At 63.1% G+C, this 26,966-nt stretch carries 33 protein-coding genes; 20 read left to right on the top strand and 13 right to left on the bottom strand.

Going from position 1 to position 26,966, the window contains the following annotated elements:
- The first annotated feature begins 18 nt into the window (after window positions 1-18).
- The 4 genes from fliS to EPN31_RS10140 are packed head-to-tail and all read left to right on the top strand — an operon-like array spanning window position 19 to window position 2,384.
- Window positions 19-450 (top strand): flagellar export chaperone FliS, encoded by a 432-nt coding sequence (gene fliS / locus EPN31_RS10155; RefSeq protein ID WP_291772779.1) that lies wholly within the window; start codon window positions 19-21, stop codon window positions 448-450.
- A 16-nt stretch (window positions 451-466) separates the two neighbouring features.
- Entirely contained in the window at window positions 467-802 is a 336-nt protein-coding gene (locus EPN31_RS10150; RefSeq protein ID WP_291772777.1) for a flagellar protein FliT, read from the top strand.
- A gap of 3 nt (window positions 803-805) precedes the next feature.
- Window positions 806-2,098, top strand: coding sequence for a flagellar hook-length control protein FliK (locus EPN31_RS10145; RefSeq protein ID WP_291772775.1), 1,293 nt, complete (start codon window positions 806-808; stop codon window positions 2,096-2,098).
- Complete coding sequence (locus EPN31_RS10140) at window positions 2,079-2,384, top strand: EscU/YscU/HrcU family type III secretion system export apparatus switch protein (protein WP_291772773.1); 306 nt, start codon at window positions 2,079-2,081, stop codon at window positions 2,382-2,384. Before EPN31_RS10145 ends, EPN31_RS10140 begins: the two co-directional genes overlap by 20 nt.
- A 3-nt stretch (window positions 2,385-2,387) precedes the next feature.
- On the opposite strand, the gene fliE is transcribed toward EPN31_RS10140, so the two are convergent.
- Window positions 2,388-2,726 carry a flagellar hook-basal body complex protein FliE gene (gene fliE / locus EPN31_RS10135; protein ID WP_291773010.1) on the bottom strand — a complete coding sequence of 113 codons (339 nt, stop codon included), beginning with the start codon at window positions 2,724-2,726 and terminating at the stop codon, window positions 2,388-2,390.
- A gap of 348 nt (window positions 2,727-3,074) precedes the next feature.
- Here fliE and fliF point away from each other — a divergent pair, with 348 nt between their 5' ends.
- The 13 genes from fliF to fliR all read left to right on the top strand — a co-directional run bounded on the left by fliF (window position 3,075) and on the right by fliR (window position 14,019).
- Window positions 3,075-4,745 (top strand): flagellar basal-body MS-ring/collar protein FliF, encoded by a 1,671-nt coding sequence (fliF, locus tag EPN31_RS10130; RefSeq protein WP_291772771.1) that lies wholly within the window; start codon window positions 3,075-3,077, stop codon window positions 4,743-4,745.
- Window positions 4,732-5,736: a flagellar motor switch protein FliG gene (gene fliG / locus EPN31_RS10125; protein ID WP_291772770.1), complete on the top strand. Its 1,005-nt coding sequence runs from the start codon at window positions 4,732-4,734 to the stop codon at window positions 5,734-5,736. The genes fliF and fliG overlap by 14 nt, the downstream gene beginning before the upstream one ends.
- Window positions 5,729-6,505 (top strand): flagellar assembly protein FliH, encoded by a 777-nt coding sequence (locus tag EPN31_RS10120; RefSeq protein ID WP_291772768.1) that lies wholly within the window; start codon window positions 5,729-5,731, stop codon window positions 6,503-6,505. The genes fliG and EPN31_RS10120 overlap by 8 nt, the downstream gene beginning before the upstream one ends.
- The gene (gene fliI, locus EPN31_RS10115; RefSeq protein ID WP_291772766.1) at window positions 6,502-7,968 is read left to right on the top strand and encodes a flagellar protein export ATPase FliI; all 1,467 of its coding nucleotides are present in this window, start codon (window positions 6,502-6,504) and stop codon (window positions 7,966-7,968) included. Before EPN31_RS10120 ends, fliI begins: the two co-directional genes overlap by 4 nt.
- The gene (fliJ, locus tag EPN31_RS10110) at window positions 7,958-8,404 is read left to right on the top strand and encodes a flagellar export protein FliJ (protein ID WP_291772764.1); all 447 of its coding nucleotides are present in this window, start codon (window positions 7,958-7,960) and stop codon (window positions 8,402-8,404) included. The genes fliI and fliJ overlap by 11 nt, the downstream gene beginning before the upstream one ends.
- Window positions 8,405-8,417: 13 nt before the next feature.
- Window positions 8,418-9,683, top strand: a complete 1,266-nt coding sequence (locus EPN31_RS10105) for a flagellar hook-length control protein FliK (protein WP_291772761.1) — start codon at window positions 8,418-8,420, stop codon at window positions 9,681-9,683.
- Between the two features lie 82 nt (window positions 9,684-9,765).
- The gene (locus EPN31_RS10100; RefSeq protein WP_291772759.1) at window positions 9,766-10,242 is read left to right on the top strand and encodes a flagellar basal body-associated FliL family protein; all 477 of its coding nucleotides are present in this window, start codon (window positions 9,766-9,768) and stop codon (window positions 10,240-10,242) included.
- Window positions 10,243-11,262 carry a flagellar motor switch protein FliM gene (fliM, locus tag EPN31_RS10095; RefSeq protein ID WP_291772758.1) on the top strand — a complete coding sequence of 340 codons (1,020 nt, stop codon included), beginning with the start codon at window positions 10,243-10,245 and terminating at the stop codon, window positions 11,260-11,262. It begins immediately after the preceding gene.
- Window positions 11,259-11,798: a flagellar motor switch protein FliN gene (fliN, locus tag EPN31_RS10090; RefSeq protein WP_291772756.1), complete on the top strand. Its 540-nt coding sequence runs from the start codon at window positions 11,259-11,261 to the stop codon at window positions 11,796-11,798. The genes fliM and fliN overlap by 4 nt, the downstream gene beginning before the upstream one ends.
- A 16-nt stretch (window positions 11,799-11,814) precedes the next feature.
- On the top strand, window positions 11,815-12,135 hold the full coding sequence (gene fliO, locus EPN31_RS10085; RefSeq protein ID WP_291772752.1) for a flagellar biosynthetic protein FliO: 321 nt from the start codon (window positions 11,815-11,817) through the stop codon (window positions 12,133-12,135).
- Window positions 12,135-12,929 (top strand): flagellar type III secretion system pore protein FliP, encoded by a 795-nt coding sequence (gene fliP, locus EPN31_RS10080; RefSeq protein WP_291772750.1) that lies wholly within the window; start codon window positions 12,135-12,137, stop codon window positions 12,927-12,929. The genes fliO and fliP overlap by 1 nt, the downstream gene beginning before the upstream one ends.
- Window positions 12,930-12,939: 10 nt before the next feature.
- Window positions 12,940-13,209, top strand: a complete 270-nt coding sequence (fliQ, locus tag EPN31_RS10075) for a flagellar biosynthesis protein FliQ (RefSeq protein ID WP_291772749.1) — start codon at window positions 12,940-12,942, stop codon at window positions 13,207-13,209.
- Between the two features lie 24 nt (window positions 13,210-13,233).
- On the top strand, window positions 13,234-14,019 hold the full coding sequence (fliR, locus tag EPN31_RS10070; RefSeq protein WP_291772747.1) for a flagellar biosynthetic protein FliR: 786 nt from the start codon (window positions 13,234-13,236) through the stop codon (window positions 14,017-14,019).
- A gap of 14 nt (window positions 14,020-14,033) precedes the next feature.
- On the opposite strand, the gene EPN31_RS10065 is transcribed toward fliR, so the two are convergent.
- The 12 genes from EPN31_RS10065 to flgB form a co-directional block, all read right to left on the bottom strand.
- Complete coding sequence (locus EPN31_RS10065; RefSeq protein WP_291772745.1) at window positions 14,034-14,621, bottom strand: hypothetical protein; 588 nt, start codon at window positions 14,619-14,621, stop codon at window positions 14,034-14,036.
- Window positions 14,621-15,907, bottom strand: coding sequence for a flagellar hook-associated protein FlgL (gene flgL / locus EPN31_RS10060; RefSeq protein WP_291772743.1), 1,287 nt, complete (start codon window positions 15,905-15,907; stop codon window positions 14,621-14,623). The genes EPN31_RS10065 and flgL overlap by 1 nt, the downstream gene beginning before the upstream one ends.
- A 29-nt stretch (window positions 15,908-15,936) precedes the next feature.
- The gene (flgK, locus tag EPN31_RS10055) at window positions 15,937-17,625 is read right to left on the bottom strand and encodes a flagellar hook-associated protein FlgK (protein ID WP_291772741.1); all 1,689 of its coding nucleotides are present in this window, start codon (window positions 17,623-17,625) and stop codon (window positions 15,937-15,939) included.
- 87 nt (window positions 17,626-17,712) lie between these two features.
- Window positions 17,713-18,681: a flagellar assembly peptidoglycan hydrolase FlgJ gene (gene flgJ / locus EPN31_RS10050; RefSeq protein ID WP_291772740.1), complete on the bottom strand. Its 969-nt coding sequence runs from the start codon at window positions 18,679-18,681 to the stop codon at window positions 17,713-17,715.
- 17 nt (window positions 18,682-18,698) lie between these two features.
- Window positions 18,699-19,802, bottom strand: a complete 1,104-nt coding sequence (locus EPN31_RS10045) for a flagellar basal body P-ring protein FlgI (protein ID WP_291772738.1) — start codon at window positions 19,800-19,802, stop codon at window positions 18,699-18,701.
- 67 nt (window positions 19,803-19,869) lie between these two features.
- A complete protein-coding gene (locus tag EPN31_RS10040; protein WP_291772735.1) occupies window positions 19,870-20,562 on the bottom strand; it encodes a flagellar basal body L-ring protein FlgH in 693 nt (230 codons plus the stop codon).
- Between the two features lie 11 nt (window positions 20,563-20,573).
- Window positions 20,574-21,359, bottom strand: coding sequence for a flagellar basal-body rod protein FlgG (flgG, locus tag EPN31_RS10035; protein WP_291772733.1), 786 nt, complete (start codon window positions 21,357-21,359; stop codon window positions 20,574-20,576).
- A 34-nt stretch (window positions 21,360-21,393) separates the two neighbouring features.
- The gene (gene flgF / locus EPN31_RS10030; RefSeq protein ID WP_291772731.1) at window positions 21,394-22,143 is read right to left on the bottom strand and encodes a flagellar basal-body rod protein FlgF; all 750 of its coding nucleotides are present in this window, start codon (window positions 22,141-22,143) and stop codon (window positions 21,394-21,396) included.
- Window positions 22,144-22,156: 13 nt separating this feature from the next.
- Complete coding sequence (locus tag EPN31_RS10025; protein ID WP_291772729.1) at window positions 22,157-23,593, bottom strand: flagellar hook protein FlgE; 1,437 nt, start codon at window positions 23,591-23,593, stop codon at window positions 22,157-22,159.
- Window positions 23,594-23,662: 69 nt separating this feature from the next.
- On the bottom strand, window positions 23,663-24,352 hold the full coding sequence (locus EPN31_RS10020; RefSeq protein ID WP_291772727.1) for a flagellar hook capping FlgD N-terminal domain-containing protein: 690 nt from the start codon (window positions 24,350-24,352) through the stop codon (window positions 23,663-23,665).
- An 11-nt stretch (window positions 24,353-24,363) separates the two neighbouring features.
- A complete protein-coding gene (gene flgC, locus EPN31_RS10015; protein WP_291772725.1) occupies window positions 24,364-24,771 on the bottom strand; it encodes a flagellar basal body rod protein FlgC in 408 nt (135 codons plus the stop codon).
- A 21-nt stretch (window positions 24,772-24,792) separates the two neighbouring features.
- The gene (gene flgB / locus EPN31_RS10010; RefSeq protein ID WP_291772723.1) at window positions 24,793-25,206 is read right to left on the bottom strand and encodes a flagellar basal body rod protein FlgB; all 414 of its coding nucleotides are present in this window, start codon (window positions 25,204-25,206) and stop codon (window positions 24,793-24,795) included.
- 181 nt (window positions 25,207-25,387) lie between these two features.
- Between flgB and flgA the strand changes: the two genes are divergently transcribed.
- From flgA to EPN31_RS09995, 3 genes are all read left to right on the top strand, one after another.
- Entirely contained in the window at window positions 25,388-26,086 is a 699-nt protein-coding gene (flgA, locus tag EPN31_RS10005; protein WP_291772721.1) for a flagellar basal body P-ring formation chaperone FlgA, read from the top strand.
- 139 nt (window positions 26,087-26,225) lie between these two features.
- Complete coding sequence (flgM, locus tag EPN31_RS10000) at window positions 26,226-26,513, top strand: flagellar biosynthesis anti-sigma factor FlgM (protein ID WP_291772719.1); 288 nt, start codon at window positions 26,226-26,228, stop codon at window positions 26,511-26,513.
- 3 nt (window positions 26,514-26,516) lie between these two features.
- Entirely contained in the window at window positions 26,517-26,963 is a 447-nt protein-coding gene (locus EPN31_RS09995) for a flagella synthesis protein FlgN (protein WP_291772717.1), read from the top strand.
- Window positions 26,964-26,966 lie beyond the last annotated feature (3 nt).

The following is a 26,966-nucleotide window of genomic DNA, read 5'->3' as shown; positions in this document are numbered from 1 at the left end:
TCCAAGTAATCTCTGGCCATGACCTACGCACCTCGCTCACGCACCGCCCGGGCCACCGGGTCTTATGCCAATATCGGACTTGAAACCGAAGTCATGGGTGCCTCTCCGGAGCGCCTGATCTCACTGCTGTTTCGCGGCGCCCAGACGGCGCTAGCGCAGGCGCGACACCACCTGCGAAACGGCAACGTCGCCGAACGCGGCAAGGCCCTGTCCAAGGCAATCGACATTGTTGAATCGGGGTTGAAAGCCAGCGTCGATACAGAGCGTGGCGGGGAAGTGGCACGTCACCTGATCGCTGCCTACGAACTGATCATCCGTGACCTGATGCAAGCCAATCTGCACCAGGACGAGGCCAAGCTCGATTCGGCTGAGGCGCTGCTGAACAATCTGGCAGAAGCCTGGCAAATCGCAGCCGATCCGCAATTCGGCCTTTCGGCTACCGCCCCCTGATTCACGGAGAGTGCAATTGGTCTCGCCGCATACTACTTTGTTGCAGCATTACCAGGCGATTGTGACGCTGTCCGCCCAGATGCTGGACAAGGCCCGGGAACAGCAATGGGACGACCTGGTCGCCCTCGGCGAACAATACCGCGACGCGGTCGAACGCCTCAGAGCTCTAGGACCGCTGGATGACAATCAGAGGAACGCACGCCGAGAACTGCTGACCCACATCCTGGATAACGACGCCAACATCCGCCAACTGGTATCACCGGAACTCGACAGGCTCAGCCATCTGCTCGGCTCGTTCAAGCGTCAGCGCAGCGTCCTGCAAGCGTACTACTCCAGCGTCCGCCCCAGGTAGGTCATGAGCATCGGCGCACCTTCAAACCTCGGCACCCTGCTGGTCCAGCGGCTTGACGCAGCGCTGGGAACCACGCTCGGGCAACAGGCCAGCACGATCAATGGCGCCGGGCCACTGGCCATCCCGCAACCCGGTAATCCAGAAAACCCCAATGCCCTGCAGAACCCGACCCAGCGTGACACCCGGGAGGCAGTGGACCAAGCGGCAACCCAGGGCCAGCAACGCGCCGCCGTCGGCAAGGCGACGCGGGACATGCAACTGGATAACCTGCTGGGGCGCGCCACCACGCTGCACAGCGTGACCCAGTCGGCACCCACCACCCTGGGGTACGCCGCCCGCATCATCCTGGCCCTGCTCAACGCCTACCCCGAGGCCGACCCAACCATCCGGGCTCAGACGCCGCTGCTGCCCGGGGCACCACAAACTGCCCCAACGGACGGCACCAGCGGCCCTGCAACGAACGCCACCGCCGCGGGGTCTCCGTCCGCCGCCAACCCGACCCAGATCGGCGGAACCAGTCCCACCTCGGGACAACTTGCCACGACCTTGAACCAGCCCGGAGCCCTGGCGGCACGCCTGACAGAGGCACTGACACAATCCGTTCAGTCCAGCGGGCTATTCTACGAATCGCATCTGGCACAACTTGCGGCGGGCCAGTCATCGCCTCAGGCACTGCGCCAGGAGCCCCAGGGACGAATCCCCTCCACTCAATCGTCGCCAACCACACTGCCATCGGACCAGGGAATCAACCCACACCAGGTGCCGGCCAATCTGACGGCCTCATTGTCCGCTGAGACGACCGCCACGTTTCCGGGCGGCGACAGCACACGGCAGGCCGCAAGCACCTCGACCGGCCCTGCTGCCGCGCACGGATCGGTGCCCGGAATCGACCCACAGGTCCAGGGGCTGGTACGCCAGCAGCTCGACGTGCTCGCCAACCAGAGCTTTGTGTGGCAGGGCGAAGCCTGGCCGGGGGCAGCCATGCGATGGGAGATCCAGCGCCGCGAGGCTGACGACTCAGGCCCCAGGGATTTCGAAGACCGCCACTGGGCTACTCGTCTGAGACTCAGCCTACCCTCCCTGGGAGACGTTCAGGCGCGTATGAGCCTGTCGGGAGACCACCTGGTCATGCGGCTGACAGCCCCCCAGTCCGCACAGCGGCTGGGCAACGCCATCGAGACACTACGGACCCGATTACTGGCCAAGGGCCTGCAGGCCAGCCAGCTCGCCGTTGCAAGCCACGAAGAAACCCCAGACGCTGCGGCGCCCCAAACCCATGCAATCGGCCCAACCTGACCCCGACCGCACCAGCGCCGTCGCCATCGCCTACGATCGCTCCGACCAGGCGCCGCGTGTGGTAGCCAAGGGTTATGGCACGCTTGCCGACACCATCGTGCAGACAGCACGGGAGCATGGCCTCTACGTCCATGAGTCCCCCGAACTCGTGGGCCTGCTCATGCAGGTCGATCTGGATGCGCATATTCCGCCGCAGCTCTATGTGGCGATTGCGGAACTGCTGGCCTGGCTGTACGCGCTGGATTCGGATCAGGAACTGGTGCGTCGGCCATCCGGCTCCGAATAGGCATCAGATCGACAGGTTGGCGATTTCCTTGTAGGCGTCGACCAGCCGATTGCGGACCTGTACCGTCGCCTGGAAGGCCAGGTTGGCCTTCTGAAGATCGATCATGACGTTGCTCAAGCCGATACCTGTATCGCCCAGTTCAAAGGCCTGGGCCTGGGCATTGGCGGCGTTCTGGACCTGGGAGACACGGTTCAGCGAACGCGTGAGTTCCGCTGCGAAACCACCCTGCGCCCGCGACGGCTCGCCCACCTGCACCGGCTGGTCCATCCCCTGAGCCGCACGCGCCACCGAACGCATCTGCGACAGCAGATTTTCCACACTGGAGAGGGCCTGGGATGTCATCATGAAAGTCAGGGATCCTGTTTGACGTGAAAACGCTGCAGCACGGGCGTCTGCGCGCCCAACCTGGAGCATTGGACGTACTATAAGGCGGCCGCCAGGGTGGCAAGTCCGCCATTAGACCCTCCAAAAGCGGGCAATTCCGCGAATTGACACCAGACCGGCAATTCCATCCGGGGATCGACCTAACTATGCCCCAAAACCGGGGTTTTTCCAGACTTGCCTGAACCGCAATCGCGGCCATAATGGCCGCCACCGTCCCTTGATTTCGTCACACCGCATGTCCACCCTCCCGACCCACAGTCCCCGGACCCGGTCCGTTCTGGCGCCCCCAACCTGCCTCTCGCCTCAATGAGCACCGCCACCGACTGGATGAACCGCAACCCGGTCCTGACCCGGCTGAACGAATTGCCGCGGCCGGTTCTCCTGGGGCTGGGTGCTGCGCTGATCGCAATCTTTGTGGTCCTCGCGCTGTGGATGCGCGAACCCGATTACCGCACTCTGTTTTCCAACGTCGAAGGCCGCGATGGTGGCGCCATCGTCAACATTCTGAACCAGCGCAACATTCCCTATAAATTCGCCGACAATGGCAGCACGATTCTGGTTCCGGCGGACCAGGTGTACACGCTGCGGTTGGAACTGGCCGAACAGGGCCTGCCCCGGGGCGGCAATGTCGGTTTCGAGTTGCTCGACAAGCCCAACTTCGGCGCGAGTCAATTCACAGAGGAAGTAACCTATCAGCGTGCGCTGGAAGGCGAGCTTGCACGCTCCATCGAAGCGCTGCAGCCGGTCAAATCGGCGCGTGTCCACCTGGCTATTCCGCGCCAGTCGCTGTTCGTGCGCGACCGCGAGGCACCGACCGCTTCCGTACTGCTCACGCTCTTTCCCGCCCGCACACTGAGCGAGTCCCAAGTCTCGGCCATCGCCTGGCTGGTGTCCTCCAGCGTGCCACAGCTCAACGCCGCCAGCGTTTCCATCGTCGACCAGGACGGTCATCTGCTGTCTACGCCGGGCGGGACCGCCGGCATGAACAGCACCCGGCGAAACTTCATCAACGACATCGAGCAGCGCACCACCCAACGTATCCTGACCTTGCTCAACCCCATCGTGGGCCAGGGCAATGTCCGTGCACAAGTCAGCGCGACCGTGGACTTCGCGCAGCGCGAGCAAACATCGGAGACCTACCGGCCCAACGAGACACCGGGTACGGCCGCCGTCCGCAGCAAGCAGACCAGCGACTCCGCACAAAGCGACGTACTGCCGCCACAGGGGGTTCCTGGAGCGCTGACCAATCAACCTCCCGCCAACGCAACGGCACCGATTCAATCGGCGCCTGCCAATCCGCAGCCCCCCGCGGCCGGGCAAAGCGCACCGGCCGGCGCGGCGTCGGCCGGCACTCAGGCGCTGGGGACGAGGGGATCAGCTGCGACGCCCAAATCAGTGCGCAACGATGCCACCGTCAACTACGAAGTGGATCGCACCATCGACCACGTCAAGCACGAGCCGGGCGCGCTGCAACGGCTCTCCGTAGCCGTGGTGGTGAACTACCGAGACAAGGACGGCAAGGCAGAGCCGCTAGGCAGCGACGAGATGGCCAACATCAATGCACTGGTCAAGCAAGCCATGGGCTACTCTGCCGACCGGGGTGACACGCTCAGCGTGGTGAACAATGAGTTCACCGTCCAGACACCCAGCGTCAAGCCGTGGGAGGACCCGGTCTACCGCAATCTCGCACTGCAGGTTCTCAAGGTCCTGCTCATCCTCGCGGTGCTGTTCTTCCTGTGGCGCTCAGTCGTGCGACCCATCGTCCACGGGTTTGCCAATGCGCAGGTTGAGCGCGTGAAAAACGAGGCTCATCTGGAGAACATGCGCGAGCAACGCCGCCAAGACGAAATGCGTGCCTCCGAACTGAACCGCTACGAGGACAATCTGAACACCGCGCGCCAGCTGGCCAATAGCGACCCGCGCGCCGTTGCGATGGTGTTGCGATCCTGGATGGACTCAAAGAATGCCAAATCCTGAAGACGACCTGTCGCGCTGTGCGATTCTGATGATGTCGGTCGGAGAGGACGCCGCCGCCGAGGTCTTCAAATATCTGTCCTCGCGCGAGGTCCAGCAGATCGGGCTCGCCATGGCGAATCTGAAACAGGTGTCGCGGACCGACGTGGACAAGGTCCTCGAAGATTTCCGCCGTGAGGCCGATCAGTTCATGGCAGTGACGCTGGGTTCTGACGACTACATCCGATCAGTACTCACCAAGGCGCTGGGGACGGACCGCGCCGCCAGCATCATCGAGGACATTCTGGAAGCCGGCAATGACGGCACATCATCGGGTATCGATGCTCTGAACTGGCTGGAACCCAGCAACGTCGCAGAGCTCATTGCCGACGAGCATCCGCAGATCATTGCCACCATCCTGGTCCATCTGGAACGCGACCGCGCTTCGGCGATCCTGGCCCTGCTCAATGAACGGCTGCGCAATGACGTGATGATGCGCATCGCGACCTTCGGCGGCGTGCAGCCGGGCGCCTTGCACGAACTGACCGAGGTCCTCAACGAAGTACTCTCGGGCCAGGGCGCCAAGCGCTCGAAGATGGGCGGCGTGCGCACAGCGGCCGAGATCCTGAACTTCATGAACACAACCGAAGAAGAAGCCGTGGTGAGCAGCCTGCGTGAATTGGACGCGGATCTGGCCCAGCGCATCGTGGACGAAATGTTTGTCTTCGACAACCTGGTCGACGTGGAAGATGCAGCGATCCAGCTCATCCTGAAGGAAATCGACACAGCCTCACTCACCATTGCCCTGAAGGGCGCCAGCGAAGAACTTTGTGCCAAGTTCTTCAAAAACATGTCCAACCGCGCGGCCGAGATCCTACGCGATGACCTGGAAGCCCAGGGGCCGGTGCGCATGTCGCGCGTGGAAACCGAACAAAAAGCCATTCTCATGGTCGCGCGCAAACTGGCCGACGCCGGCCAGATCAACCTGAGCATGGGCAACGACGAATATGTCTGACAAGCCTGGGCCCTCCTCCAATCTGGCGGCGCGCGCCCGCTGGCAGCGCTGGGAAATGGAATCGCTGGACGCCCTGCGCGCCAACCCCATGCGGCGAGAAAGCGACCGCAACGCGGAACAGCGGAAGGCCGAAATGCGGCAGCGGGCCACCGAGGCTCTGACGCAAGCGCGCGAGCAAGGGCAGGCGCGCGGCTACCAGGAAGGCTTCGAACAGGGCCGGCTGGCCGGCCGCAAGGAAGGGCTGGAATCGGGCCGCGCCGAAGGGCTGGAGCAGGGCCGTACCGAGGGCCGAACGGTAGGATACCAGGACGGCATGGCACAGGGACACACCGACGGAGCTGCGCTCGCACGTGAACAGGCCGAGCGCCTGGACACGTTGGCCAACGCCTGCGGTGCAGCCCTCAACGGTCTGGAAGCCGAGGTCGGCCAGGCCCTGATCCAGCTGGCGACGGGCATCGCGGAGCAGGTCCTGCGCAGCCACCTGCGGGAGCACCCCAACCAGATCCTGGAACTGGTCCAGGACGTGCTGCAATCTGCCCCTCGCCAGGGCTCCGCCATCATCCTGCGCCTGCACCCGGATGATCTGGCGCTGGTTCAGGCTTTCCTGCCGCAGAACCCCGACCTCAGCGAGTACCAGTTGGTTGCCGACGAGCAGATCACCCGGGGCGGCTGCATCGCCGAGACACCGCAGGGCTCCATCGATGCCACGCTGGAGACACGCTGGCTGCGAGTGACCGCCGCACTCGGCAAGACCACCGGATCACCATGAGTGCCACAGGCGACTTGCTGGAATCGCCGGGCGCACGCTGGAGGGCACAGCTTGCCGTCTGCCAAGACCGCGTGAACTCACGACAGGCGACCCGCAGTCAGGGCCGCGTGGTGCGCGCCACAGGTCTGGTGCTCGAAGCCACCGGCCTGCAACTCCCGGTCGGCGCAGCCTGCAAAGTGCAGGTTTCCCCCCGCAAGGACCTTTGGGCGGATGCGGAAGTCGTGGGGTTCCAGACGCATACTCTGTTTCTCATGCCGCAAAGCGACATTACTGGCCTGCAGCCGGGCGCCCGGGTGCTGCCCGCAGAGACGCTATGGCTGGATCCCGTACCGCTGCCGACCACAGTTGGGTGGAAATCGCCGCGCCCTATCGGTGCGGACCAGGCCCGTCACCTGCCAGTGGGCAGGGCCCTGCTGGGCCGCGTACTGGACGGCGCCGGACGCCCGCTGGACGGCAAACCGCTGCCCACCGATCTGGAAATGGCGCCGCTTACAGCTCTGCCCATCAACCCGCTGACCCGGGCTCCTGTGGACACGGTACTGGATGTGGGCGTGCGCGCCATCAACGGGCTGCTCACGATAGGCCGCGGCCAGCGCATGGGCCTGTTCGCCGGATCGGGCGTGGGCAAGAGCGTGCTGCTGGGCATGATGGCACGCTACACCCAGGCTGACGTGATTGTGGTTGGCCTGATTGGCGAGCGCGGGCGGGAGGTCAAGGAATTCATCGAACTGAACCTCGGAGCAGAAGGGCTGGCGCGTTCCGTTGTGGTTGCCGCCCCCGCCGACGTGTCGCCACTGCTGCGCATGCAAGGGGCCATCTACGCCACGCGCCTGGCCGAATTCTTCCGCGACCAGGGGCAGCACGTCCTGCTCATCATGGATTCGCTGACGCGCTACGCCATGGCGCAGCGCGAAATCGCATTGGCCATCGGCGAGCCTCCCGCCACCAAGGGCTACCCGCCATCAGTGTTCGCCAAACTGCCAGGTCTGGTGGAGCGGGCCGGCAATGGGGCGCCTCAGGGAGACCACCCTGCCGGGTCGATCACCGCCTTCTATACCGTACTCACCGAAGGTGACGACCAGCAGGATCCCATCGCCGATTCGGCCCGCGCCATTCTCGATGGTCACATCGTGCTCTCCCGCAGCCTGGCCGAATCGGGGCACTACCCGGCCATTGACATCGAAGCATCGATTTCGCGGGTTATGTCGGCCATCGTGCCTGAAGGCCAGTTTCACAACGTGCATCGGTTCAAGCGCATGGTTTCGCGCTACCAGCGCAATCGCGATCTGATTGCCGTGGGGGCATACATCGCCGGCAACGATCCCGAAATCGATCAAGCGATCGAGCGATTCCCATGGCTCGAAAAGTATCTGCAGCAAGGAATCGATGTCCGCGTCGGCTATCCGGATGCTGTCGCTGCGCTGACCGGTGCGCTGGGACAGGAGCCAGGCTATGGCGCCTGAAACACCGCTGGACGTGCTGATCGGCCTGTCCCAGGACAAGCTTGACGCAGCTGGCGAAGTCCTGGCCGAACTGGGCAACGAACGGCGACAGGCCCAAGGCCAGCTGACCACGCTGGACGGATATCGGGTCGATTACACGCGCAGGCTCCAGTCCACCACCGAAGGCGGAGTAACCGCCTCGAATTACCACAACTTTAGGCAGTTTATCGCGACATTGGACGAGGCCATATCCCAGCAAAATAGGATCATCGCGCAGATCGACACGCGGCTCGAGGCCGGACGCAAGCAGTGGCACGACGAAAAACAGCGGCTGAACTCCTACGAAACCCTGAAGACCCGCCAGAATCAGCAGTTTCAGTACCACGAACAGCGTCGCGAACAACGCGCCAGCGACGAGGCTGCGGCGAACCTGTATCGGCGGCGACAGCCTCATTGAATCAGTTCTAGCCATGAACATGCCCGTGCTTCCAGTGACCAGCTCCAGCAAGCCTCCAACCGAGGCCCCGGCCCGAGCTGCCGACGCCTCGGTATCGGACGGCCCCCAGACCTTTTCCAAAGTGCTGTCACAGCAGCAAGGCCGCCCGGCAACCGGCCAGCAGGCCGCATCGGCCCCGCATGCTCCCGGTGGACAGCCGCACGACGAAAAAGTGCGCGATCCGCTGGACCCGGATACCACGCTCAACCTGATCATGGACAGCACGGCGCTGCCGCTGATGCAGGCCCAGATCCAGACACCAGCTACCATGATGCCGGCTACCACGACGGCCCAGGTGGCTGGGGCGGCCGCAACAGCTTCCGCGACCCAGGCGGATGCCCGTTCGTTGGCAACGCCAGCGGCGGCGGTCCTTTTGGCCAGCCTTGCATCCACTTCGCAAAAGCCAGCCGGCGCAGCGGCACCGGCAGCCGGGCCGCAGGCACAGACTGGCCCGTCGCCTTCGGAGAATCTCGGGTCCTTGCTAGCCCCAGCGACCACACTTCCAGCCTTCGAAAAGACCCCAGCCGTAACCGACCGTAGCGACTCATCCAGCCTCGCACTGACGGCGGCCGTCGCAGTTGCACAACGGACGGAGGGCGGCACCAGTCCCGGCGCCGCCGGATTGCCGGCCTCGACGGCCACCTCTCCTTCGGCTCACGCCGCCACCGCGACTGCGTCAGCGCTGGATGCCGCCAATGGCCAGGCGGCGCTGTTCGGATCCCCTGTGACAGCCGCTGGCCTGCCGACCAGCCCGGCAGCGCAAGCATTCGCGCCGGTCATCACGCTGGCCGTCCCGACCCCGTTGGCATCCGCTCAATGGGCACAGGACCTCGGCCGCCAGCTGGCAATGGTGGCTCAAGCGGGGCCGAATGGAATGCACACGGTGCACTTGCACGTGAATCCGCCCGAGTTGGGACCGGTTCACATCACGCTGCAGATTGGCGACACACTGACCCAGGCGGCATTCGTCTCGCCGCACGCACACGTTCGCCAAGCTTTGGAAAACGCGCTGCCCAGGCTAGAGCAACAGTTCGCCCAGGCGGGCTTGTCCCTGGGCCAGGCCAACGTCAGCGACCAGCAGACCGGACAGCAGGGGTTCGCGCAGCCGCCAGCCCCCCCCCGGAACCCTTCCGGCGCGGCATTCAATCTGGAGATAAAAGCGACAGGGGCCGGCGCACTGGCCGTTCATGCGCCCAACCCCACAGGACACCCGGATGCGTTGGTGGACACGTTCGCTTGAACACTTTTGTAACATTGTCTATTAAGGCATTACAATCAGCCCCTTTGCTCCCCAATCTGTCGCGACATTTCATTCCTGAATCATGTTAAGAAGGCTCCTCAAACTCATCATTCTGCTAGTCGTAGTCATCGGCGCTGCCATCGGTGGCACCATCTTCTTCATGAACCGGAACAGCAGCGGCAACACCCAGGCCGTGACTCCCGCACTGGCCGCATATGCTCCCACAGCCGCTCCGACCGTACCGGCACCGATTTTTGCCGAGCTGGATCCCTTCACCGTCACACTGTATGGTGAAACTCGCAACCGAATCCTGTACACGGCCATCACGCTGCGGATGGGCGACGAGGCCTCGCGCAAGCAGGTCCAGGACTATATGCCGGAGGTCCGCGACCGCATCCTGAAGGTATTGTCGTCACAACAGCTCCCGGTGATTCAGACGGCCCAGGGGCGCCAGGCGCTGGCGGACTCGGTCAAGACGGCTCTGTCGCGTCCGTTCGTCTCCCAACTGGCCGGCCCACATGTGGCCGACGTGCTGTTTACCGCTTTCGTGGTGCAGTAAATGCCCTATTCCAGCATGCTTTCTCAGGACGAGGTCGATGCCCTGCTGGCAGGCGTCACCGGCGAGGAGGCCCCTGTCCAGCAGCAGCCACCGGCGGAGGACGGGAATGGTGTACGCCCCTACGATCTGGGCTCCCCGGACCGAGTCGCGCGCCACCGCATGCAAACGCTGGAACTCATCAACGAGCGGTTCGCGCGTCGGCTGCGCCCCATGTTCTTCAGCTTCATGCGGCGCAACGCGGACATCACGGTCAACGCGATCAAGATCCAGAAATATTCGGACTTCGAGCGCAACCTTCCAGTGCCCAGCAACCTGAACATGGTGGTGCTCAAGCCACTGCGGGGCACTGGTCTGTTCACCTTTGATCCCAACCTGGTGTTCCTCGTCATCGACAGCCTGTTTGGCGGCCATGGGCGCTACAACACCCGGGTCGAGGGACGTGACTTCACCAGTACGGAGCAACGGATCATCCGCCGGTTGCTCGCCCTGACACTGGAGTGCTACGGCGAGGCCTGGGAATCCATCTACCCGCTGGAGTTCGAATACATCCGCTCGGAGATGCACACCAAGTTCGCCAACATCAGCTCGGGCAACGACACGGTCGTGGTGTCCTCGTTCAACATCGAACTGGGCAGCTCGGGCGGGAAGCTCAACGTCTGCCTGCCCTACTCCATGCTGGAGCCCATCCGAGACTTGTTGACACGACCGCTGCAGCAGGCCGCTTCGGACTCCATCGACCAGCGCTGGACCCAGCAACTGACACGCGAAGTGCGCAGCGCCGAAGTCGAGCTGGCAGCAGAATTCGCCCAGATTGAAACCTCCATCGCCGAGCTACTGCATCTGGCGGTGGGCGATGTCCTACCCGTCGATGTGCAGCCCACCGTAATTGCCAGGGTCGGCGGCGTGCCGGTGCTGGAATGCAGCTACGGAACCTTCAACGGCCGCTATGCCCTGCGCGTCCGCAACACGCTTGCCACCCCTGCAGACTCCGACCAACTGTTAGCCCGCAAACCGAAATGAGCGACCCAAAAGACGACCATACCCAGGATCCGCAACAGCCGGAACAGACGCCCACCAGTACGCCGGAAGACGACTGGGCGGCCGCACTGGCTGAACAGGAATCGGCACACAACCAGCCTACCCAGGCTTCTGGGCTGGGGGGGGGCGACGACTGGGCAGCGGCTCTGGCCGAACAGACCGCCGCCACACCGGCCGGTGGGAGCGGCATCGCACAGGCGGCGGCTGCACAGGTCTTCCAGCCCCTGGTAAACCAGGAAAACAGCGCCGACAGCGACATCGACATGATCATGGACATCCCTGTCCAGCTCTCGGTCGAACTGGGGCGTACACGGCTGACCATCAAGAACATTCTGCAACTCGGCCAAGGCTCTGTCGTGGAACTGGATGGGCTGGCCGGTGAACCCATGGATCTCTATGTCAATGGCTACCTGATCGCTCAGGGCGAAGTCGTCGTCGTGGATGACAAATACGGCATCCGGGTCACCGACATCATCACGCCGTCGGACCGTATCGCACGGCTGAACAACCGGCGCTGAGCCGCTCCGAACCGCCATGAGCCCCGCCCAATCGTTGCAAGTCATCCTGGCACTCCTGTTCATCGTGGGGCTGCTGCTGGCCATGGCTTGGGTCGCACGGCGCAGCGGTTGGATCCGGCAGCACGTCAACCGCACCGACCTGAAGGTCCTGGGCACACTGCGCCTGGGCGCACGCACTTCGATCGCGCTGGTCCAGGTGCGCGATGCTCACCTCGTGGTGGGCGTGACGGCGCAACAAATCACCCTGCTGCACACCCTGCCGGCCGGCCCCTCAGGCACGCAGGCAGCGCCGGCCGACTTCACTGAAAGCCTGAACAAGGCCGTGGCCCGTCTCTGATGTCCGCCACCGCGCTTTCCGCAGTCCCCGCCCAGCACCGGGCACTTTGCTGGCCTTGCATCGCACTGTTCGTGATCACGCTGGCGCTGATCTGGCCCGCAAACAGCCTGGCTCAGGCAACCCTGCCCGCCCTGACCGCCACACCCGGCCCTAATGGATCCCAGACCTGGTCGCTCAGCATCCAGACACTGGTGATGCTGACCATGCTGTCGTTCCTGCCGGCGGCACTGCTCATGATGACGAGTTTCACGCGGATCATCATCGTTCTCGGTCTGCTGCGCAACGCGCTGGGAACTGGCGTGTCGCCACCCAATGCCGTGCTGGTGGGACTGGCGCTGTTCCTGACGTTCTTCATCATGTCGCCTGTCTTTGACCAGATCTACACGCAGGCCTATCAGCCGCTCGCACAAGACAAGATCACCTTCGAGCAGGCCCTCGACCGAGGCAGTCAGCCCCTGAAGACCTTCATGCTGCACCAGACTCGGGAGTCTGACCTCAGCCTGTTCGCCGACATAGCCAATGTCGGACCTTTGCAAAGCCCGGAATCGGTGCCACTGCGCATACTGGTTCCGGCCTTTGTCACCAGTGAATTGAAGACCGCCTTCCAGATCGGGTTCACTATCTTCATCCCATTTCTCATCATCGACCTGGTAGTCGCAAGCCTGCTCATGGCGCTGGGGATGATGATGGTCCCGCCAGTGACGATTTCGCTGCCCTTCAAGCTCATGCTGTTCGTGCTGGCAGACGGCTGGCACCTGTTGCTGGGGGCGCTGGCCCGCAGCTTCTACCAATGAAAGGAGCCCCATGACCCCCGAAGCCGTGATGTCCATGACCTATCAGGCGCTGAAGGTCGCTCTGGTCATGGCCGGTCCGCTGCTGCTGGTGACGCTCGTCGTTGGCCTGGTGATCAGCATCTTTCAGGCAGCGACCCAGATCAACGAGATGACGTTGTCCTTCATCCCCAAGCTGCTTGCTGTCGGCGTAGCCCTGGTACTGCTCGGACCCTGGCTGGTGTCGACCATGGTGGACTATATCCAGACACTGTTCAATACCATCCCGGGGCTGGCCAGTTAGCGTCCCCGCCGCATACCCACCGCCGTGATCGAACTTCATCTGGACCAGATCTATCAGTGGCTCACCGCGTTCCTGTGGCCACTGTGCCGTATCGGCGGCCTGGTGACCACGGCTCCGATCTTCGGCGAATCGGCCATCCCCGTCCGGGTCAAGATCGGGCTTACCGTCGTGATCACCCTGATCGTGGGGCCACTGCTGGGGCCGCTGCCAGCCATCGCTCCAGCTTCATGGGCAGGGCTGCTGATCGCCGGGCAGCAAGTCCTGATCGGACTGGCGTTGGGCCTGTGCGTACGCCTGGTATTCACGGCCGCGATGATGGCCGGCGAATTCGTCGGCCTGGAGATGGGGCTGGCCTTCGCCTCTTTCTTTGACCCGGCCACCGGCGCCAATACGGCCGTGCTGTCACGCTTCATCAACCTGGTCGCCATGCTGATCTTCCTCGCGGTGAACGGCCATCTGCTGCTGCTCGACGGTCTGGTCAGGACCTTCGAGTTCCTGCCCATCGGCAGCTCATTGAATCCGAACGGCTGGGGCGCGCTGATCGAATGGAGCCGACAGCTCTGGATCTCCGGCATGCTGCTTGCGCTGCCGCTCATCATCGTGCTGCTGTCCATCAACCTTTCTCTGGGCATCCTGAACCGCACGGCTCAGCAGTTGTCGGTCTTTGCCGTGGGCTTTCCGATTTCTCTCACCACCGGACTGGTCATGCTGGCCATTGTGCTGCCACAAAGCGGCAATTTCCTGACTGGGCTGTTCTCGGACGCCTACCAGGCCATGGCTCGCATCGCCCGGGCTCTGGCCGGGCTGTAAGGCCGGACTGTGATTTACTGAGCGGCGCCACCGGCCGGATAGGGCGGCACTGGAATCGCCATCGTCCGCGCATCGCCGCCCGAAACCGGGCTGCTCGATCCCGCTGGGGTGCCCGAAACGCCACCCACGGGGGCCCCGGATGCAACGGATGCTTGACGATCCGCTTCCGCTGCAGTGCGCGTGTGATATTGCAGCGGCACATTGATGGCACGCTCCGTGCGAACGAACCGGCCATCCGGCCCGAATCGCAACCAGACCTCCTGGCGGAAATACACGGCATCCGTGGCGACGGTTCCCTTGTAGGCCCAGCGTGCCAGCAGGGTATCACCCTGCTGCCAGGTATCTACCGGCTCGGTTCCCAGGTCTTCAACCGCCTGTGCGAACGTGGTGCGGCCAGCGACGATGCGGTCCAGCCCCGCAGACTGAAAGGATTCCCCGGTCGTCGAGCAACCCGTCAGCGCCGCCAGCGACAATGCCAGCACCGCGCCGCGCGACCAGGCCCGCAGCCCGCCTTTCCGCAATGACTTCATCATCAGGACTCCTTCCAGCAAGGTCACCACCATGGTCAGACGCGCCCAAAGAGACACATGGCTCAACGCCATCACCGGCTGTTCATCTTGAACAGGCTCAGGTTCTGAATGGTCTGGAAGGCTGACGTCGCACCCTGCAGCGCCATCTGCCGCAGGCTGAGTTTCATCGAAGCAGCGTAATAATCCAGATCCTCGAGGCCCGACAGCGTCTTGGTGTAGCCCAAATTGTTCTGGGTCCCCGTGTTGTCCAGCGCAGTCAGTTCATTCATGCGAGAACCGACCGACGAACGCACCGTCAGCACATTGTCGTAATTGGTCGAAAGCTTCTGCATGGCCGAATTCAGGACGTTGCGCAGGCTGGCCGTGGACTGCTGACTGCTCTGGGAGGGAGCCGACAGCGCGGCAATTACCTGATCCAGCGTGTCGAACATGTTGACATTGGTGTTCGGGCTTCTCAGCGGTTCCACCGCAAACGTGTCGCCGATTGCCGGATCACCCGAAATCTGCACCGTCGTTCCCTTGCCCAGATCGATAGCCTGCTGACCCGCCGTCCAAGGCTGAGCCGGGTTTGGGCTGGGCGATACATTAACGGGGGGCTGAACCGACTCATCCATCGTCGTGACCACGTACTGCAGTCCGCCCGCGCCATTGTTCTGGAATTGCACACTGAACGCGTACCGCGCAGCCGCATTGCCCTGTGACGGATCGACAACGGCAGGTTGCCCGACGATAGCCGATCCGGTGTTGGCGGACCCCGCCGACGAGGTGTAAGCGAGTGTCCCTGGCTGCGCCCGCCCGAAAATATCCGAGCCGATATCACCGCTGGCGATGCGCCGCGTCTGGTCGGCCTGAATGTCACGCTGCAGGCCGTCGCCCTTGTACTGGTAGCCGCTGCTCGGATTGCTGGGGTTCGCCAGCTGATAGGGTGCCGTGCCCCCCAAGGACCCTGAGAACAGGTACTGCCCATTGCCATCGGTTGTGTTCGCAATGCCCAGCATCGTCTTCTGGGCGTTGCGCAGCACATCGGCAAGCGTTCCTCGGTCCGCATCGGAGAGCGTGCCGTTACCGGCCTGAACCAGGCTGGTGCGGACGCTGACCAGCAGGTCCGTCAACGAGCTCAGCGCATTCTCTTCGCTTCCCAGGTCCTGATTGGCAACAGCCCGGTTGGCGGCATAGCGGCTGTTCAGCGCCTGGGATTGCGAAATATTGATGGCCTGGGCGGCGGCCAGTGGATCGTCGGCGGGCGTCACCATCTTTTGGCCAGAGCCGATCTGCTGATACAGGTGCATCAAATCGGACTGCTGAGCATTGATGGTATTCAGGCCGGTGTCGTAGATGAGGCTGGAGCTGATACGCATGACGGGCTTTCCGGTGAGGGGCGCGCGGCTTAGCCGCGCAGGCTGAGCAGCGTGTCAAAGAGCGTGGACGCCGTGCTGATCAGGCGGGCGGCCGCCTGATACTGCTCCTGGTACTGCTGCAGGTTGATGTATTCCTCGTCCAGATTGACGCCGGACACCGCCTGCTGCGCGGCCGTATTCTGCTGCACCAGCGTGTCCTGGGCCTTCTGGGCCGTGGTGTTCTGCCCCGCCTTGACCGCAACGTTGTTGACGAGCTGGGAATAGGCCTCGTTCATGCCCATGGAACCGTTGGCCAGGACCTTGGCCGTACGCAGCGCCGCCAGCGCCAGGGCATTGTCGCCATTGGCCGGCCCCGCCCCCACGCCCGACCCCGCAGCAGTCTCACCCGCTGCAGCGATCTTGTCGGGTGCGCTGATGAGCACATTCATGCCGGCAGCCGCGTCACGGGTCGGCTGCACCAGCCAGCTATCGCCAGCGGCGGGCGCCATGCCAGCGGTATTCAGCGTCACACCATCGAAGCTCAGCGTGGTTCCCGAAACCGTCGCGGATACCGCAGTGCCATCTGGCAGGCGGGTGACGGTGTAGTCGGTCGCCCCCGGACCGGCATACTGCACCCGATAGTCCTGGCTGGTGATCTGCGACAGTTTCCCCGGAGTGTAGGAAGCCGCTGGAGCGCCCGCCGTGGCGCTGTTGCCGGCATTGTCGATGACCTTCGGTGTTCCGACGCTGAACAGATCAGTGCCCGGCGCCCCCGCCATATCGTAGCCCTTGGCATGCTGGTCATTGATGGCCACCGAAATCCCCAGCGCTACACGCCCCAGATCATTCTGCACCGAATCCAGGGCGTCCGACCGAAACGTCAGCAGCCCGCCAAGTTTGCCACCCGTGATCATGCTGTCGGACATCTCGACCGCCTTTGGCTGGCCACTAGTATCCGTCGTCGTATAGCTGATGGAAAGGCGACTTGGATCGGCTGCCGACGGCTGTGCCTGCAGCGGATAGACAGTGTTGCCACCCAGAACGGTCTGGCCATTGCCGACCGTGATGCTGACCTGATCGTCCTGGTTGTAGACCTTGACATTGACCAACTGCCCCAGCTCGCTCACCAGTTGATCGCGCTGGTCTAGCAGGTCGTTGGGTGGCTGATTCGGTGTAGAGGCCTTGGCTACCGTGATCTGCTTGTTCAGGCCCTGGATGCGCGTCAGATAGCTGTTGATCTGCGACACCGTGGTGGTGATCTGGGTATTGATGTTCTGGCGCTGGCTGTCCAGGAAAGCGTTCGCGTCGCGGACCTGCGAGGCCAGACTGTTGGCCTGGCCGATCAGATCCTGGCGCGCGGCGACGTCGGCGGGCGACGAGGCTACGGCATCCAGGCTGTCAAAGAATTTCTGGATGGCGGGCGAAATCCCCACCGTGCGGTCCGCCACCAGATTGTTGATCTGGCTGATCTGGTCGCCGTAGGACGTCAGCGCAGCGCTTTTGGTCTGGGAATCTGACAGCTGCTGGTACAAGAAGTTGTCGTAGGATCGCTGGACGCTGACGGCAACCACGCCACGCCCGATCCAGCCGGCCGACGTGGCCGTCGCCCCCGCCGTCTGGACCAGCACGCTCTGGCGGTTATAGCCTGGCGTCGCGGCATTGTTGATGTTATGCCCCGCCGTCTGCAGACGGTTCTGCGCAACCAGCAGGCCCGCCTTACCCAGATTAGCCAGATTCATACGCTGCAACCTTATCCATTGCGGACACGCCGCGCAGGCCTGCCCTGTGTGTCATTCACCCCGATAACGGCATCCGGGCCCCGAAATTTAGCGCGTCTGGAAGTACCCCATGATGGAGATCAGCTTGTCCGCATACGAGGGATCGGTAGCGTAGCCAGCGTTCTGGATGCGCCTCGCCGCATCCTCGGCTGAAGGCGCGGTGGCGACTTCGCTGTACCGTTGGCTGTTGCCGATCAGATTGACATAATCGGTAAACGAATCAGCATAAGACTTGTAGGCGCGAAACGGCTGCTCGACCTTGCGTGGTACTCCGTTTTCGAATTCCGTCGTCATGACGTTCACGACCTCACCATGCCAGTTGCTGCCGGCCTTGATGCCGAACAGATTGTGCGTAGTGGTGCCGTCCGGTCGCAGGATCTCGCGCTGCCCCCAGCCTGACTCAAGAGCCGCTTGGCTCAGGATGAGCTTGGCCGGCACGCCGCTGCGGGTCGACGCCGCCTGAGCGGCTGCCGACATCTGGTCCACGAATGCCCGAATATGATCAGGCGCGCCCCGGATGGCGCTGCTGACCTTGTCCCCCAGCCGCCGACTGGCCAGCAGATCGATGAGCGAATCGATGGAGTCGGCCACGACCTGCTGGCCGCTTCCGATGCGCGACTGCAGGCCCGGCAGGCGGGAACGGGACGCTTCGGGCGCATTGGCCAGCGGGTCAGCCGCCTGGGAGCCCGACTGGCCGCGCATCTGCGCCATCAGGGCGCTGGCCAGGCCCAACCCAGGGTTGGCCAGTGCCAGCGCCGATTGTTCATCGCTCAGGCTTTGCGCCATGCGGGTCGCCTGCGAATCAAAAAGCGCGGGCATTTCGCTCTTGCGCGCCTGCTTGAGCATCATCTGGATGAACATCGCCTCGAATTGCCGGGCGACCTCACGCTGCTGATCGGCAGGCGCCTGCTGCCCGGCCTGCACGCCGCGCTTGAGCGCGTTCAGGCTGCTGAAATCCAGTGCGGACGGCGCCGCAGTATTGAAGGTAGGCAGTGGAGTGCTCGAAACGAAGGCCATGGCTGTCCCCCTCTGTCCTAGATCACGTCCAGATCGGCATGCAAGGCGCCGGCACTTTTCAGGTTCTGCAGAATGGACAGCAGATCCTGCGGTGTGGCTCCCAGAGCATTCAAGGCCCTCACCACGTCAGCCAGATTCGCGCTGGTCTTCATCCGCTTGATGGTCCCGTTGCCGCTGCGCATTTCGATCTGGGTATTGTTGGTCACTACGGTCTGACCGCCGCCAAATGGCGTCGTGGGCTGGCTCACCTGCTGTTGCGGACTGATGGTGACCGACAGATTACCGTAGGCCACGGCCGATTCGTCGATGGTGACCGTACGGTTCATCACGACCGAACCCGTACGTGCATTGATCACCACCCGGGCGCGCGCCGGCGGCAAACTGACCTGAAGGTTTTCGACCTGCGACAGAAAAGAGAGTTGCGACTTGGGATCCATGGGTGCACGCAGCTCAATGGTGCGCGCATTCAGCGCTGTCGCCGTCTGCCCGCCAAAGCGCCGATTGAGGGCCGCCACCACGTTTTCCGCCACTCCGAAATCGCTGGAATGGAGTTCCAGGCGGACCGCACCGTTCTGGGCGTAGGTCGTGGGCACGCCTCGCTCCACAATTGCGCCGTCCGGAACAATGCCACCGTTCAATTGATTCACCTGGACGCTGGCTCCCCCCTGGGACGCCCCCGCCCCGCCTACCAGCAGATTACCCTGCGCCAGCGCGTAGACCTGACCATTGGCACCCTTCAGCGGCGTCATGAGAAGCGTGCCCCCACGCAGGCTCTTGGCGTTACCCATGGACGACACCACCACGTCCACGGACTGGCCAGGCTGGGCGAATGCCGGCAGCCGCGCCGTCACCATCACGGCGGCGACGTTCTTCACCTGCATGTTGGTCCCCTGCGGGACCGTGACGCCAAGCTGCGAAAGCATGTTGGTCAGACTTTGCTGGGTGAACGGTGTCTGACGCACCTGATCACCGCTGCCGTCCAACCCCACCACCAGGCCATAGCCCACGAGCGGGTTCTCACGCACACCGGTGAAAGTAGCCAGATCCTTGATGCGTTCAGCCTGCGCCACCTGCAACGGCAGCAGCATGGCTACTCCCAGGACCAGCAGCCAGCCCGCCATCCGGCACACCAGGCGCCTCACACCGTTTAACCCGGGACCAGAAGATGCCGAAAACACGATCATGACGTCAGAACGGGGCGATATTGAGGAAGAAACGCTGCAGCCAGCCCATGGTCTGGACCTCGTCCATCACGCCCTTGCTGCGGTACTCGATGCGGGCATCGGCCACCTGGGTCGAGGCCACGGTACCGCTGCCGGTGATGGAACGCGGATCCACAACCCCAGAGAAGCGCACATATTCACTGCCGCGGTTGATGGCGATCTGCTTTTCACCAGCGACCTGCAGATTGCCGTTGGGCAGCACACCGATCACGGTGGTGGTCAGGGTTCCGCTGAAGACATTGGTCGCGCTGCTGGAACCCTTGCCGTCAGACTTGTTACCGCTGGCCATCTGGAAGTTCTGCTTGGCGCCCAGATCGGTGGGCAGGATAGCGGGCGCCAGACCGATGTTCATGCTCGTGCTGCCATTACGGTTCGTGTTGGTATCCACGCTCTTTGCTGCATTGGTCTTTTCCTGGATCACGATGGTGACGATGTCTCCCACGTTGCGCGGGCGCCGGTCTTCGAACAACGGATAGTTGCCATAGGCCGTCGGCTGATAGATGGAGCCGTTCGCCTCGGCCGCAGGCGCGGCGGGTGCCGGCGGCGGTGCGGTCAGAGGCCCTGTCACGACAGGCTCGGGCGGCACCAGCGCGCAACCCGCCACCAGTAGGACGAGAGCGGCAATCCCTGCCCTCAGAAAACGGTGCAGACCCTTCATGCACGACCCGCTTATAGCTGCGTCAGACGCGCCAGCATCTGATTGGAAGTCTCGACCGCCTTGCTGTTCATTTCAAAGGCCCGCTGAGTGGTGATCATGTTCACCAGTTCTTCCGCGACATTGACATTGGAAGTCTCGACATAGTTCTGCAGCAGGATACCGGCCCCGTCCAGGCCGGGCTGCAGCAGGTTGGCCGGGCCAGACGCATCAGTTTCCGCATAAAGATTCTCACCCATGCTCTGCAGCCCGGTCGGATTGATGAATGTCGCCAGCTGCAACTGGCCGACCTGCACATTGGTCCCGGTCGCACCGGGTTGGGTGACGGATACCGTGCCATCCCGAGCAATGGTGATGGATTGCGCGTTGTCCGGGATGTTGATGCCAGGCTGGATCGGATACCCACCGGCCGTCACCAGCATGCCGTTCTGGTCGCGCTGAATACTGCCGTCGCGCGTGTAGGCAAAGGTCCCGTCGGGCATCTGCACCTGCAGGAACCCATTGCCCTGAATGGCCACATCCAGCGCGTTGCCGGTTTGCTTCAGGTCGCCCTGCGTGTGGATACGCTCGGTGGCGACCGTGCGGGCACCAGTCCCCAGCTGCAGGCCGGACGGCAGCTGATTGGCGGCTCCGACCGCCGCACCTGGCTGGCGCACCGTCTGGTACATCAGGTCTTCGAACACGGCGCGTCCGCGCTTGAAGCCTGTGGTATTGACGTTGGCCAAATTGTTGGAAATCACGTCCATCGCGGTCTGCTGTGTTTCCAGGCCGGTCTTGGCGATCCACAGTGAACGAATCATGAGAGTTGTTCCTGGTCAGGGGCGGTGCGGCGCTTCAGCTCTGCGCCGAAAGAATGGAATTGCCACGGTCCTCATTGCTGCTGGCGTTCTTGATGACCTGCATCTGCAACTCGAACTGACGGGCGTTGGAAATCATCGCAACCATCGCCTGGGCCGGATTGACGTTGCTCTTTTCCACGAATCCCGGTGCGATCTTCACGGCTGGATCTGCCTGCGCAGGCTGGCCACCAGCCAGGCGAAACAGCCCATCACCGCCGCGCTGCAATTGCGCTGACGGAGGATTCACCAGCTTGAGCTGGGCCAGCATCTGAATGTCGCGTGGGTTGTCACCCGCGCCCAGCGCACTGATCTGGCCATCTGTGGCAAAAGTCACGGAGCCGCGCTCGGGAATTTCGATGGGTTGCCCATCGGCTGAGAGCACCGGCCAGCCACTTTGCGTCACTAGCTGATTCTGCTGGTTCACCGCAAATTCGCCGGCGCGCGTATAGGCCTCTCCCTGGGGCGTCCGGACCGCAAACCAGCCCGGCCCTGCAAGGGCTGCGTCCAGCGCGTGCCCCGTCTCCACCATGGCGCCTTGCGACATATCGCTGCCAGGCGTGGATGCCACGGTGCTCACTCGCGTCGGCAGCTCGCCCGCTTCCGGCACCACGGGGACCGAGCGGTACATCGCAAGCTGCGCCCGAAAGCCGGTGGTGGAGACGTTGGCCATGTTGTTGGAGATGACCGACTGCTGCTCCAGAATGCGGGCTGCGCCGTTCGACGCCGTGTAGAGAATTCTGTCCACGCCAGGCTACCGATCAACGCATCGAAATGAGGGTCTGCAGGATCTGATCCTGTGTCTTGATGGTCTCCGCATTTGCCTGATAGGTGCGCTGGGCGATGATCATGTTGACCAGTTCCTGGCTCATGTCCACGTTGGACTCCTCCACCGACTGTCCCTTGATGGTGGCCAGGCCGTTGCTGCCGGGCGTACCAAGGATGGGCTGACCGGAATTGGCAGTCTCGGCCCAGGCATTGCCGCCCACGGGCTGCAGGCCCTGCAGGTTGTTGAAATTGGCCAGCGCCAGCGTTCCGATGGTCTTGGTGACGCCATTGGTGTAGTTGGCAATCAGTTCGCCATTGGTGCCGATGGACATGCTGGCGTATTCGCCCGTCGCGTAGCCGTTCTGGATGAAATTCTGGGAGAAACCGCCCCCAAACTGAGTGGACCCATCATAGGCGACCTTGATGGATAACGGCGCGGCCGGCGACGTGGCGCCCCCCGGCGTAAAGGTGATCGTAGCGGGCGACCCCGACACGAGACGGCCGGCATTGTCGAACGCCAGCATGGCCTGGTTGGCAGGCGGCGTCGGCGGGACGCCATCAACCACATAATTGACTTCCCAGACACTGTTGCCGCCGCTGGGCTCGCGCTTGGTGTAATACTGCTGCACGGTGTGCGCGTTGCCCAGCGAGTCATATACCGTGACGGGCGTCATGTTGGAAAACGAGGCCGCATTATTCGGGTCGAATGGCACCGCAGGCGCATACGCCACGTTGCCTCCTCCCGAGGGCAAAGCAGCAGCCGGCTGGCCGCCAGTGATCGTCACGGGAGTTGCGGCCGAGCCCGACGTGTAAGACCCGTTAGCCGGAGCCAGGGCAGGGTTGGCGGTTCCTGCACTATCCGTCCAAGTGTAGGTACCGCCCGCAACCGTGTAGTAATAAGCACTGGAAACACCGCCACTGGTCAGCAACACCTTACCTACCACCGTATTCTGCGGCACCACCGTCGCATTCGCGTCCAGATTCACCGTATTAGTGATGGTCGATGTAGCCTGTGGATTGATGTTGCCGGTGGGGACGGTCATGCCGATCACCGTGGTTCCGCCTGGCGCATAGCCCATGAGCTGCTGTCCCTGGGCGTTGACGATCTTGTTGTTCTTGTCGGCAATGAACTGACCATTACGGGTGTAAAGCTTGGCGCCGTTGGGCTGGGTCACCACGAACAGGCCGTTGGCACCATCGATCGCCATGTCGAACTGATTCCCTGTCGAGGAAACCGTACCGGTCGTGAATCGCTGGTTGACCGAGGCTACCTGTACCCCCAGGCCCACGCGCGAACTGGCATAGACGTCGGCGAACGTGGCCGAGCCCGCCTTGAATCCCACGGTACCGGAGTTTGCGATGTTGTTGCCGATGACGTCCAGGTTTTGCGCCGCGGCGTTCAAACCGCTGAGACCTTGTCCGAAACCCATGTTTGACCTCTGGTGTGCGTAAGTCGTGAATGCGGGAAGCGGAGCCGGATCGGCGCCGCCCACGGGGGGTTACATGATCTGCCGGATGTCCAGCAGGGAAATCTTGTCGCCCATGGCGAGATTCAGTTTCAAGCCGTCGGTGGCATAGGCCACGCTGGAGACATGCCCGGAGGTCAGCGCCTGGACCGACACCGGCTGTTCGTTGGCATCGGTGGCGCCGAAGCTCACCGTATAGGCACCATCCGGAGCCTGCGTGCCGCCAGTAGTCCTGCCGTCCCAGGCCAGACGGTAGACACCCGAGTCTTGCGGACCCAGATCCTGCGTGTACACGGTGGCTCCGGAGGCGTCACGCACTGTCATCACGGTCTTTGCCGCCGGGGACATCAGGTCGTAGCCGAAAGGCGTGACGATAGTCGCGTCGGGGCTGCCGCCCACGGAGAGCTTGGCGCCCGGATACAGGATGTCCTTGCCGATCAGGCTGGCCGCCTGCAACGATTGGGACATGTCCATCTGGCCGGAAAGCGCCAGCAGCGTGCTGTTCAGCTGTTGAATCCCGTTGACCGTGGAGAGTTGCGCAATCTGCGACGTGACCTGCGCATTGTCCATGGGGTTGAGCGGATCCTGGTTCTGCAGCTGCGTGACCAGCAAGGTGAGGAACCGGTCCTGCGTACCGGACACCAGACTATTGGTCTGCGCATTGGCCAGCGAAGCAGCTGCGGCGCTGGCGCCCGAACCGGAGACATCAGAAACAGTGGACACGATGTAGCTCCTTACTGACCCAGCGTCAGCGTTTTGGCCATGAGCGATTTGGCCGTGTTGATGACCTCGACGTTGGCCTGGTAGGAACGTGAGGCGGAGATCATGTTGACGGTTTCGGCCACCACGTCCACATTGGGCAAGGTGACGTACCCACGGCTGTCGGCCAGTGGGTTGCCAGGCTCGTACTGGAGGCGCGGGGGCGCGTTGCTCTCGACCACAGACGCGACCTTCACGCCGCCCACGGCCTCGGATTGCGCCGACGGCGTCATCTGAAAAACGACCTGGCGGGCACGGTACGGCTGGCCGCCGGGGCCGACTGCGCTGTCGGCATTGGCGACATTGCTCGCCGACACGTTCATCCGCTGGGACTGTGCCGCCAGCGCCGATCCGGCGATCTGGAAAATGCTGAACGTCGACATGAGGAATCCTGGATACCGTTATTACTGCAGAGCAGAAAGCATAGACTTGATACGTTGATTCAGAACCTGGATGTCGGTCTGGTACCGTGTCGTGTTGTCGGCGAACTGCACGCGTTCGACGTTCATGTCCACAGTGTTGCCGTCCAGACTGGGCTGCAGGGGCACCCGATACAATTCCTGTCCGGGAGCCGCCGTGTGGGCCTTCGCGGGGATGTGGCGCGGCGAGGTCAGCGTCAGCGACGTATCCGGCAGACGCGGCAGGCCGCCACCCTGGCCCATGGCCTGGCGGAGCGTTGCACTGAAATCGATGTCGCGGGCCTTGTAGTTAGGCGTATCCGCATTGGCGATGTTGGTGGCCAGAACTTCCTGCCGCTGCTGACGCAATGTCAGGGCTTTCTGGTAGAACTCGAAGTCCTTGCCGATACCGTCGATCATGACTATCCGTAAAACAGACCCGCGCTTCGGCCGCGCACCCGATGATCCTCGACCATCGACGGCCCTATCGCACGCCATCATCGTACGGCCCCGGGTACCACCACAAAGACTCAAACAATGCGGGGTTTGAAGGCCTATTCGGCCGATGCCGGCCACCAGCGCCTTCTCGTACAATGAGGCCATGCCTGTACCCTGCCTCCTGGCCGCGCTTTTGCTCGCCCTTTCGCCGGCGCTATCGCTGGCCCAGACACCGGCCGCTGCCCGTCAGGATCCGGCGGCGCTGGTCGCCCGAGCACAGGCCATGGTCAAGGACCGTGCGGCCTCCTATCCGGGACGGGCCGTAATCAGCGTCACTCCGCCCCCCCAGTTCAACCAGCCGGTCTGCAATCAACTGGAAGCCTTTCTGGCCGGCAACGGCGGTCTGCAGCCACGCACTTCCGTGGGCATCCGCTGTCTGGCACCCCACCCCTGGACAACCTATCTGCAGGCCAGCGTACAGATCATGGGGCCCTACTTTGTGGCCAGCCACACGATCCAGCGGGGCGAAGCCGTGAACCAAGACGATCTGGAAACCCGAGAGGGCGACCTGCTACGCAACCGGCGGTTGGTCAGCGACCCCAGCCGTGTGGTCGGCTGGATTGCCACACGCAATATCCGCGCGGGCGGCGCAATCGAATCTTCCGCCCTGCGTGACCCGAACGCCATCCAGCGCGGCCAGCAGGTCCGTACGGTCGCCCGGGGCGCGGGTTTCGTCGCCACCAGTGAGGGGCGGGCGATGGACTCCGGCGGCCCCGGGACTCAGATCCAGGTGCGCACACCCAGCGGCCAGATCGTCACGGGCACGGTGATCGACGGACACACGGTTCAGGTTATGATGTAGAACGGGTTGAAAGATCGATGCGTCAAAGGCCAAAGAATGATTTACCAAAGGCTAAAGAATCCCGGGCGGCCACCGTTACAGGGACTGCACCCGATGAACCCGACCGATTCCGCGCTTTGACCGAATCCGGAGACGAACCTTGAAAATCAATTCCACGTCGTCCAATCCCTTGTTGAACGGGGTGTCGGGAACTACACGCGGCGAATCCCCTTCGCATGCCAACACCGGCGCTGCCACCACGAGCCGTTCGGATGTGGATCTCAGTCCGGCTGCCCGCCACCTCGCGGCGCTGCAGGACAGCGCTGCCGACGTCCAGACCACCCGCGTCCAACAGATCCGCGACGCGCTCGCCTCGGGGGATCTGCGCATTGACCCCAGCCGTATCGCCGACGGCCTGCTGGCCAGCGTGCGGGATCTCCTGAAATAGCCCATGACCCATGTCGATGCCCTGCTGCGGTGTGTGGACGAACAATCCGCACTGCTGGATGACTTCATCCAGACTCTGCGGGCAGAAGGCCAGCTCCTGCTCGAGACACCGTCCGACGAAGCCCTGGGGACGCTGACCTCGCGCAAGAACGATTACGCACGCCGCCTGGCCGATCTGGATCTGGTGCGCGCACAGGAACTTTCCGACATGGGGTTCTCCGACACACGCGACAGCATAGAAGCCGCCTGCAAGGCGCACCCGGATCTGCAGCCGGCATTCGCGTCACTGTGGCAACGGGCCGGGCAGGCTCAGTCACTGAACCAGGAAAACGGTCAGATCCTCCAAACCTTCATCGAACACAACCAGCGCGCCCTGGATACCTTGCGCACACTCATGGGTGAAGACCTGTACGACGCGCGCGGCCGCCTCGCCCGCCGCCCCACTCCCTGACCG

This window comes from Castellaniella sp. (assembly GCF_004321985.1).
In the GTDB taxonomy this organism is placed as follows: Bacteria; Pseudomonadota; Gammaproteobacteria; order Burkholderiales; family Burkholderiaceae_B; genus Castellaniella.
The sequence above is the reverse complement of the archived record's forward strand: the minus strand, read 5'-3'. Positions and strand labels throughout refer to the sequence as shown.